This is a genomic window from Brevundimonas sp. AAP58, from assembly GCF_001295975.1.
Classification (GTDB): domain Bacteria; phylum Pseudomonadota; class Alphaproteobacteria; order Caulobacterales; family Caulobacteraceae; genus Brevundimonas.
Genome location: NZ_LJHU01000113.1, coordinates 1 through 6,057, shown reverse-complemented (window position 1 = coordinate 6,057; position 6,057 = coordinate 1). Strand labels below are relative to the sequence as shown.

Annotated in this window: 10 protein-coding genes and 1 other RNA gene; 8 read left to right on the top strand and 3 right to left on the bottom strand. The window is 68.2% G+C overall.

Features of this window, described 5'->3' with window-relative positions:
• The 5 genes from IP78_RS13445 to IP78_RS13430 all read left to right on the top strand — a co-directional run.
• Window positions 1-263, top strand: a 263-nt coding sequence (locus IP78_RS13445; RefSeq protein ID WP_197272462.1) for a peptidoglycan-binding protein, incomplete at its 5' end; no start/stop codon positions are given.
• Window positions 264-295: 32 nt separating this feature from the next.
• Window positions 296-682, top strand: an RNA gene (gene rnpB / locus IP78_RS13450) — RNase P RNA component class A.
• A gap of 144 nt (window positions 683-826) precedes the next feature.
• Window positions 827-1,288, top strand: a complete 462-nt coding sequence (gene queF, locus IP78_RS13440) for a preQ(1) synthase (protein ID WP_054112178.1) — start codon at window positions 827-829, stop codon at window positions 1,286-1,288.
• 69 nt (window positions 1,289-1,357) lie between these two features.
• Window positions 1,358-2,212: a DUF817 domain-containing protein gene (locus IP78_RS13435; RefSeq protein WP_054112177.1), complete on the top strand. Its 855-nt coding sequence runs from the start codon at window positions 1,358-1,360 to the stop codon at window positions 2,210-2,212.
• Window positions 2,209-2,946, top strand: a complete 738-nt coding sequence (locus tag IP78_RS13430) for a class I SAM-dependent methyltransferase (RefSeq protein WP_054112175.1) — start codon at window positions 2,209-2,211, stop codon at window positions 2,944-2,946. Before IP78_RS13435 ends, IP78_RS13430 begins: the two co-directional genes overlap by 4 nt.
• Here IP78_RS13430 and IP78_RS13425 read toward each other — a convergent pair.
• Both IP78_RS13425 and IP78_RS13420 read right to left on the bottom strand, forming a co-directional pair.
• Window positions 2,927-3,307, bottom strand: a complete 381-nt coding sequence (locus IP78_RS13425) for a VOC family protein (protein WP_054112174.1) — start codon at window positions 3,305-3,307, stop codon at window positions 2,927-2,929. The two genes, IP78_RS13430 and IP78_RS13425, sit on opposite strands and share 20 nt — an antisense overlap.
• Before the next feature lie 38 nt (window positions 3,308-3,345).
• Window positions 3,346-3,954, bottom strand: a complete 609-nt coding sequence (locus tag IP78_RS13420) for a nitroreductase (protein WP_054112173.1) — start codon at window positions 3,952-3,954, stop codon at window positions 3,346-3,348.
• Window positions 3,955-3,999: 45 nt separating this feature from the next.
• Between IP78_RS13420 and IP78_RS13415 the strand changes: the two genes are divergently transcribed.
• The 3 genes from IP78_RS13415 to IP78_RS13405 all read left to right on the top strand — a co-directional run bounded on the left by IP78_RS13415 (window position 4,000) and on the right by IP78_RS13405 (window position 5,759).
• Window positions 4,000-4,641, top strand: coding sequence for an NUDIX hydrolase (locus IP78_RS13415; RefSeq protein WP_054112172.1), 642 nt, complete (start codon window positions 4,000-4,002; stop codon window positions 4,639-4,641).
• A 20-nt stretch (window positions 4,642-4,661) separates the two neighbouring features.
• A complete protein-coding gene (cysE, locus tag IP78_RS13410; RefSeq protein WP_054112171.1) occupies window positions 4,662-5,483 on the top strand; it encodes a serine O-acetyltransferase in 822 nt (273 codons plus the stop codon).
• A gap of 78 nt (window positions 5,484-5,561) precedes the next feature.
• Complete coding sequence (locus IP78_RS13405; RefSeq protein ID WP_054112176.1) at window positions 5,562-5,759, top strand: DUF3126 family protein; 198 nt, start codon at window positions 5,562-5,564, stop codon at window positions 5,757-5,759.
• Between the two features lie 73 nt (window positions 5,760-5,832).
• On the opposite strand, the gene IP78_RS15560 is transcribed toward IP78_RS13405, so the two are convergent.
• Window positions 5,833-6,057 (bottom strand): hypothetical protein (locus tag IP78_RS15560; protein WP_197272461.1); only part of this gene is annotated, 225 nt, incomplete at its 5' end.

Here is a 6,057-nt window from a genome sequence, read left to right as displayed (position 1 = left end):
GGATCGCGGCTCTCGGCCCGCCGCTGTCGGTGGGCGACACCGGCCTGGGCGTCCACGTCCTTCAGGCGGGGCTGCACCGGCTCGGCTACGAGCCCCTGCCGGACGGCGTCTATTCCGAGGCGACCCGGATCACGGTCGAGGCCTTCCAGCGCCACTGGCGGCCGTCGAAGGTTGACGGCATCGCCGACGGTGAGACCCGCGCCACCCTGATGGGTGTCCTGCAACTGGCGACGGTCGAGAGCATCACAGGCGTGTTGAATTGACCTGCGCTGCCAAACCGTCCACCTAGCGAGCGCCAGACGGCCGGACGGTCGCGGCGCGGGCTTGCCCGCGTCGAGGAAAGTCCGGGCTCCACGGTGAAGAGGCGGCGGATAACCTCCGCCCGGGGCGACCCGAGGGATAGCGCCACAGAAAGCAAACTGCCCTCCGAAGCCTCGGCGGAGGAGGGTGAGGGTGAAAGGGTGGGGTAAGAGCCCACCGCGTCGCTGGTGACAGGGACGGCATGGCAAGCCCCGCCTGGAGCAAGACCGAATAGGGGCGTCGCGCGGACTTCGGTCCGCAGGGTTCACCGCCCGAGACGCCCGGGTAGGTCGCGAGAACCGTCCAGTAATGGCCGGTCCAGAGGAATGATCGTCGCCTGCTTCGGCAGGAACAGAACCCGGCTTACTGGCCGTCTGGCATTTTCCTTCGCGCTACCGCTCAACGCGCGGCGTCTCGCTGCTTGAGCGCGGGTTTTGGGCGCTATCGCGTGGCTCGCGGAGCCTCGCTGTTCGAGCGCGGCTTCCTGACCCTCGACCCTCGACCCTCGACCCTATATCTCGCGCCCATGACCACCGACACTTCCGGCCTCTCCCAGCTCGGCCGCCAGATCGCCCAACCCGACAGCCCCGAGACGGCCCAGCTCGAACGCGTGCCCAATCCGCATCCGGATGTGCTCTACCTCGCCCGCTTCACCGCGCCCGAGTTCACGAGCCTTTGCCCCGTGACGGGCCAGCCGGACTTCGCCCACATCGTCATCGACTATGCCCCGGGCGACTGGCTGGTCGAGTCCAAGTCGCTGAAGCTCTACCTGACCGCCTTCAGGAACCACGGGGCCTTCCACGAGGACTGCACCGTCTCCATCGGCAAGCGCCTCGCCGAGCTCCTGTCGCCGAAATGGCTCCGCATCGGCGGTTACTGGTATCCGCGCGGCGGCATCCCCATCGATGTCTTCTGGCAGACGGGCGCGCCGCCCGAGGGTCTGTGGCTGCCCGACCAGGGCGTCCCGACCTATCGCGGACGCGGCTGATCCGACGATTTCGCTGTTTGCTCAGGCTTCGCTCATGAGCGGCGGCGGATGACGGGGCAGGATCGTTCCATGACCGCATCCCGCCTTCCTCTCGAAGCCTGGGGCCGCCGCTGGCTCACGGCCGCCCAGGCCTGGGCCGACCGCGCGCCCGCGAACCACTTCGCTTTTGAGTTCCTGTGGTTCGGCCTGAAGCAGGCCTGGGCCTGCCTGTTCGGCGGGGCCATGCTGGCGCTCATTCTGGGCACTTTCCTGCTCTGGCCCGACGCCAGTCCGGTCAGCCGTTACGACTTCCTCGTCGTCGGTGCCGTCCTCATTCAGATCGCCATGCTGGCGCTCCGGCTCGAGACCTGGGCCGAGGCGCGGGTGATCCTGCTGTTCCACATCGCCGGCACCATTATGGAGCTGTTCAAGACCGCCCACGCCTCCTGGATCTATCCGGAGGATTCAGTGCTGCGGATCGGCGCTGTGCCTCTGTTCTCGGGCTTCATGTACGCGGCGGTGGGCTCCTACATCGCGCGGGTCCAGCGCATCTTCCACATCCGGGTCAATGGTTATCCGTCACTGTGGAGCACCTGGATTCTGGCGGCTGCGATCTACGTCAACTTCTTCGCCCATCACTGGCTGCCGGACATTCGGCTCGCATTGTTCGTGGCCACGGCCCTGCTGTTCGGACGAGGATGGTTCTGGTTCACCGCCGACCGGGCACGGCTGAGGATGCCGCTGTTGCTGGGCTATGGCCTCGTGGCCCTGTTCATCTGGTTCGCGGAGAACCTGGGGACGCTCGGCCGCGCCTGGGTCTATCCGGGCCAGGAGGCGGGGTGGGAACCGGTGTCTCTGGCCAAGCTGGGCAGCTGGTACCTGCTGATGATCATTTCGGTGGTGCTGGTCTCGCTGGTCCACCGGCCGGAGGAGGAGCCACGATGAGCGACGGTTGGGAACAGTCGGCTCAGGCCTGGATCGCCTCCCAGGGCGATGAAGGCGACTTCGGACGACGCTGGGTCATGGACGCGCCGATGCTGGAGCGGGCGCGCCGCCGTCCCTTCCGCCGCGCGCTCGATGTCGGCTGCGGCGAGGGGCGGTTCTGCCGCATGCTGAGGGCTCACGGCATCGCCGCCGTTGGTATCGACCCGACCGAGGGCCTGATCACCCACGCCCGCGCGCTCGACCCCGACGGCGACTACCGTGTCGCGGTGGCCGAAGCCCTGGGCTTCGACGATGGTGCCTTCGATCTTGTGGTCAGCTACCTGTCCCTGATCGACATCCCCGATGCGGCCACCGCGATACGGGAGATGGCGCGGGTTCTGGCACCGGGCGGGACGCTGCTGATCGCCAACCTGACGGCCTACAATTCCGCCGCCGACGCCAACGACCTGGGATGGACGACTTTGCCAGACGGCCGCCGCGCCCATGCCATGGATCACTATCTGGAAGAGAAGGCCGGCTGGATCGCGTGGAAGGGCATCCGCATCCAGAACTGGCACCGTCCACTGTCGACCTACATGATGCTCCTGCTGGATCAGGGCTTGCGCCTGACCCACTTCGCCGAGCCGAGGGCGAATCCGGGCGGTGATCCGGTTCGTGCCGCGCACTACGATCGGGCACCGTGGTTCATGCTGATGGAGTGGGAGAAGCCCTTGCTCAGTCCTGCGTCAGACTGAGCACATTGCCGTCTGGGTCGGTGAAGAAGGCGACCTGCGCCTTTCCGTCCGGAGATGTCCAGACGCCGTCCCCATCCTGCCCCATGCCGGGATAGACCGTCATCTCGACACCCTTGGCTTTCAGCGCGACGATCGTCGCGCGGATGTCGGCCACACGCCAGCCGAGCACGGGGTGGCCTCCTGCGGCATGGTCGGGGACGTGGGTGACCCTGAGTGTCGCGCAATTCAGGTCGAAAACGGCCCCGAAGCCGTCGTCCACGACGAACGGCAGGCCCAGCGTGTCGCGGTAGAAGGCGTCCGAGACCGCGCGGTCGCGGGTCAGTATGAAGGCGATTGCGGTCGCGTCGGCGGGCAGGCTCATGGCGGTCTCCGCTTTGGAACCGCTTCAGCCTAGCATGGTCAGGGCAGCCGGGTCGTCAGCGCCGCGAGGTCCGGCCGCTCTCGCTCCAGCAGGGCCTCCACCGGCGTGCCGATGTGGATGAAGCCCGCGACCTTTTCCTCGTCCGTGACACCGAACAGGGCCGCGGCCTCGGCGTCATAGCTGTACCAGTCCGTGATCCAGCTGGAGGCATAGCCGAGCGCCCCGGCCGCGTGCTCGATGTTCATGCAGACGGCCCCGGCTGATAGAACCTGTTCCCACTCGGGCTTTGAGGCGGGGCGGGCGGTCGAGACGACCAGGACCGACACGGGCGCGGTCGTCAGCTTAGCCAGCACCGCCGTCGCCTTAGCGGGGAGGGCCTTCTCGACCGCCATGGCCGCCAGCCTTTCGGCGATCTCGGCGCGGGTCTGGCGGCCCAGCACGACGAAGCGCCAGGGCGTCAGCTTGCCGTGGTCCGGGCTGCGCGCGCCGAGCGTCAGGATCAGCTCCATCTGGGCTTCGGACGGACCGGGCTCGGCCAACCCCTGGGCCGGGGCTGAGCGGCGCACCGCGAGGCGCGCGAGCATCTCGGGCGAAGCCGTGGGCGAGGGCAGGGGGGCACCGAGGGGGACGAACGGAGGCAGGGTCATGGCGTTCAGCTAGGCGATCGATGCCTTTCGCACCATAGGAGCCGCATGAGCGACGATGCCTTCGACGCCGACCGCCCGCGTCCCGCGTGGGACGACGGCACCGCGCGCCCAAGCTGGAGCGACGGCGGGTCAGAGACCCTTTTCGACAACCCCTGGCTGAGGCTGACCCGTCACCGGGCGATCGCGCCGACGGGCGCGGCGGCGGATTACGTCGTCGCCCGCCCCCGGAACCTGGCGTGCGGCGTCCTGCCCATCCACGGTGACGGCACGGTAACCTTGGTCGGCCAGGCCCGCTTCGCCCTGATGAACTACTCCTGGGAGATGCCCGAGGGCGGCGTCCCCGAGGGCGAAGACCCACTCGTCGGGGTCCAGCGCGAGCTCGCCGAGGAGACCGGCCTCGTCGCGCGCGGCTGGCGCGAGGTGCTGCGCATGGAGCTGTCCAACTCCATCACTGATGAGCGCGCGATCGCCTGGCTAGCCTGGGACCTGACCGAAGCCGAGGCCCGGCCCGATCCGACGGAGGTCATCGCCACGTTCCGCGTGCCCTTCATGACCCTGATCGCCGAGATCGACCGGGGCTCGATCCGCGATGCTTTCACCGTGGCGACGGCGCTTCGGGCCTACCATATGGCGAAGGAGGCCCTGCTGCCGGGCTGGCTGGCCCACGCCATGCTGACGCGGGTATAGTGGGGCAAATGGAGGGGCGCATGCCCAAGCTGGAAGTCGTCACTGCCAAGCCCTCGCTGTGGCTGGAGCTGCGCCATGCGGCGGAAGACGCCGCGCGCGCCGAGCCGCATCTGGGCTCGCTGCTGAACGCCGCCATCCTGTCCCACGGAGACCTCGCCGGGGCGCTCAGCTTCCAGATCGCGAGAAAACTCGGCGACGCCGAACTGGCGGCCATGAGCGTGCGCGAGGTGTGCCGCTCGGCCTTCGCCGCCGATCCCGCGATCGTCGCCGCCGCCGAGGCCGATCTTCAGGCCGTGGCCGAGCGCGATCCGGCGATCAAGTCGCTACTTCAGCCCTTCCTCTACTTCAAAGGCTATCAGGCGCTGCAGGCCTGGCGCGTGGCCCACTGGCTGTGGACGCAAGGCCGTGAGACGCTGGCTTTCCACTTCCAGAGCCGTATTTCCGAGTTGTTCCAGGTCGACATCCATCCTGCCGCTCGGATGGGCTCGGGCCTGTTCCTCGACCACGGCACAGGCATCGTCATCGGCGAGACGGCCGTGGTTGGTGACGAGGTCTCTATGCTGCATGCCGTGACGCTGGGTGGCACGGGTGCCGAACGCGGCGACCGCCATCCGAAGATCGGCCGGGGCGTGCTGCTGGGCGCAGGCGCCAAGGTGCTGGGCAACATCACAATCGGCGACTACGCCAAGGTGGCCTCTGGCTCGGTCGTGCTGAAGCCGGTGCCGGCCGGCTGCACCGTCGCGGGCGTGCCGGCGCGTCTGGTCAACTGCCCCACCGACGCGACCCCGGCGCGCACGATGGATCATACCCTCGCCGATATCGTCTACGACTTCGTGATCTAGGGTTCACTTACCTGGCCGCCCCCTTTAGGGTCCGCGCCTTCCATCAGACCACCCGAGGCCCCCGTGACCGAAGACGACATGAAGCGCATCGAGACGCACCTGAAGCGCACCTTCAACACGGGCGGCATCATCGTGAAGGCCCGAGGCAAGGTCTCGGACTCGGCCGAGGTCTATGTCGGCGATGAGTTCATCGGCGTGGTCTTCGCCGACGAGGATGAGGACGGCAGCTTCATGTTCGAGATGGCCATCCTGGCCGAGGACCTGCCCGCCGCCTGATCTGGAGAGCGACGCATACGAAAACGCCGGGCGGATCGCTCCACCCGGCGTTTCGCGTTTCAGAAGCCTGAGGTCAGCGCTTGCCGAAGATGAAGTCGGCGATGCTGCTCAACAGGCCCTTCTTCGGTTCCGGCGCGCGCGCGGCGGGCGCTGCGGTCGTGGCCGCCGGCGCGGCCGTTGCGGCCGGAGCTGAGGTCGCAGGCGCAGCGGACTTCTCTGCTGGCGCGGCTGCGGCCGTCGTCGCGGCCTTGGCGGGAGCGGCGGCCTTGGCGGCGGCCGTTTTCGGCGCGGCCTTCTC

Coding starts and splice junctions, on each gene's coding strand:
- queF (WP_054112178.1), top strand. CDS start 827: ATGACCACCGACACTTCCGGCCTCTCCCAGCTCGGCCGCCAGATCGCC.
- IP78_RS13435 (WP_054112177.1), top strand. CDS start 1,358: ATGACCGCATCCCGCCTTCCTCTCGAAGCCTGGGGCCGCCGCTGGCTC.
- IP78_RS13430 (WP_054112175.1), top strand. CDS start 2,209: ATGAGCGACGGTTGGGAACAGTCGGCTCAGGCCTGGATCGCCTCCCAG.
- IP78_RS13425 (WP_054112174.1), bottom strand. CDS start 3,307: ATGAGCCTGCCCGCCGACGCGACCGCAATCGCCTTCATACTGACCCGC.
- IP78_RS13420 (WP_054112173.1), bottom strand. CDS start 3,954: ATGACCCTGCCTCCGTTCGTCCCCCTCGGTGCCCCCCTGCCCTCGCCC.
- IP78_RS13415 (WP_054112172.1), top strand. CDS start 4,000: ATGAGCGACGATGCCTTCGACGCCGACCGCCCGCGTCCCGCGTGGGAC.
- cysE (WP_054112171.1), top strand. CDS start 4,662: ATGCCCAAGCTGGAAGTCGTCACTGCCAAGCCCTCGCTGTGGCTGGAG.
- IP78_RS13405 (WP_054112176.1), top strand. CDS start 5,562: ATGAAGCGCATCGAGACGCACCTGAAGCGCACCTTCAACACGGGCGGC.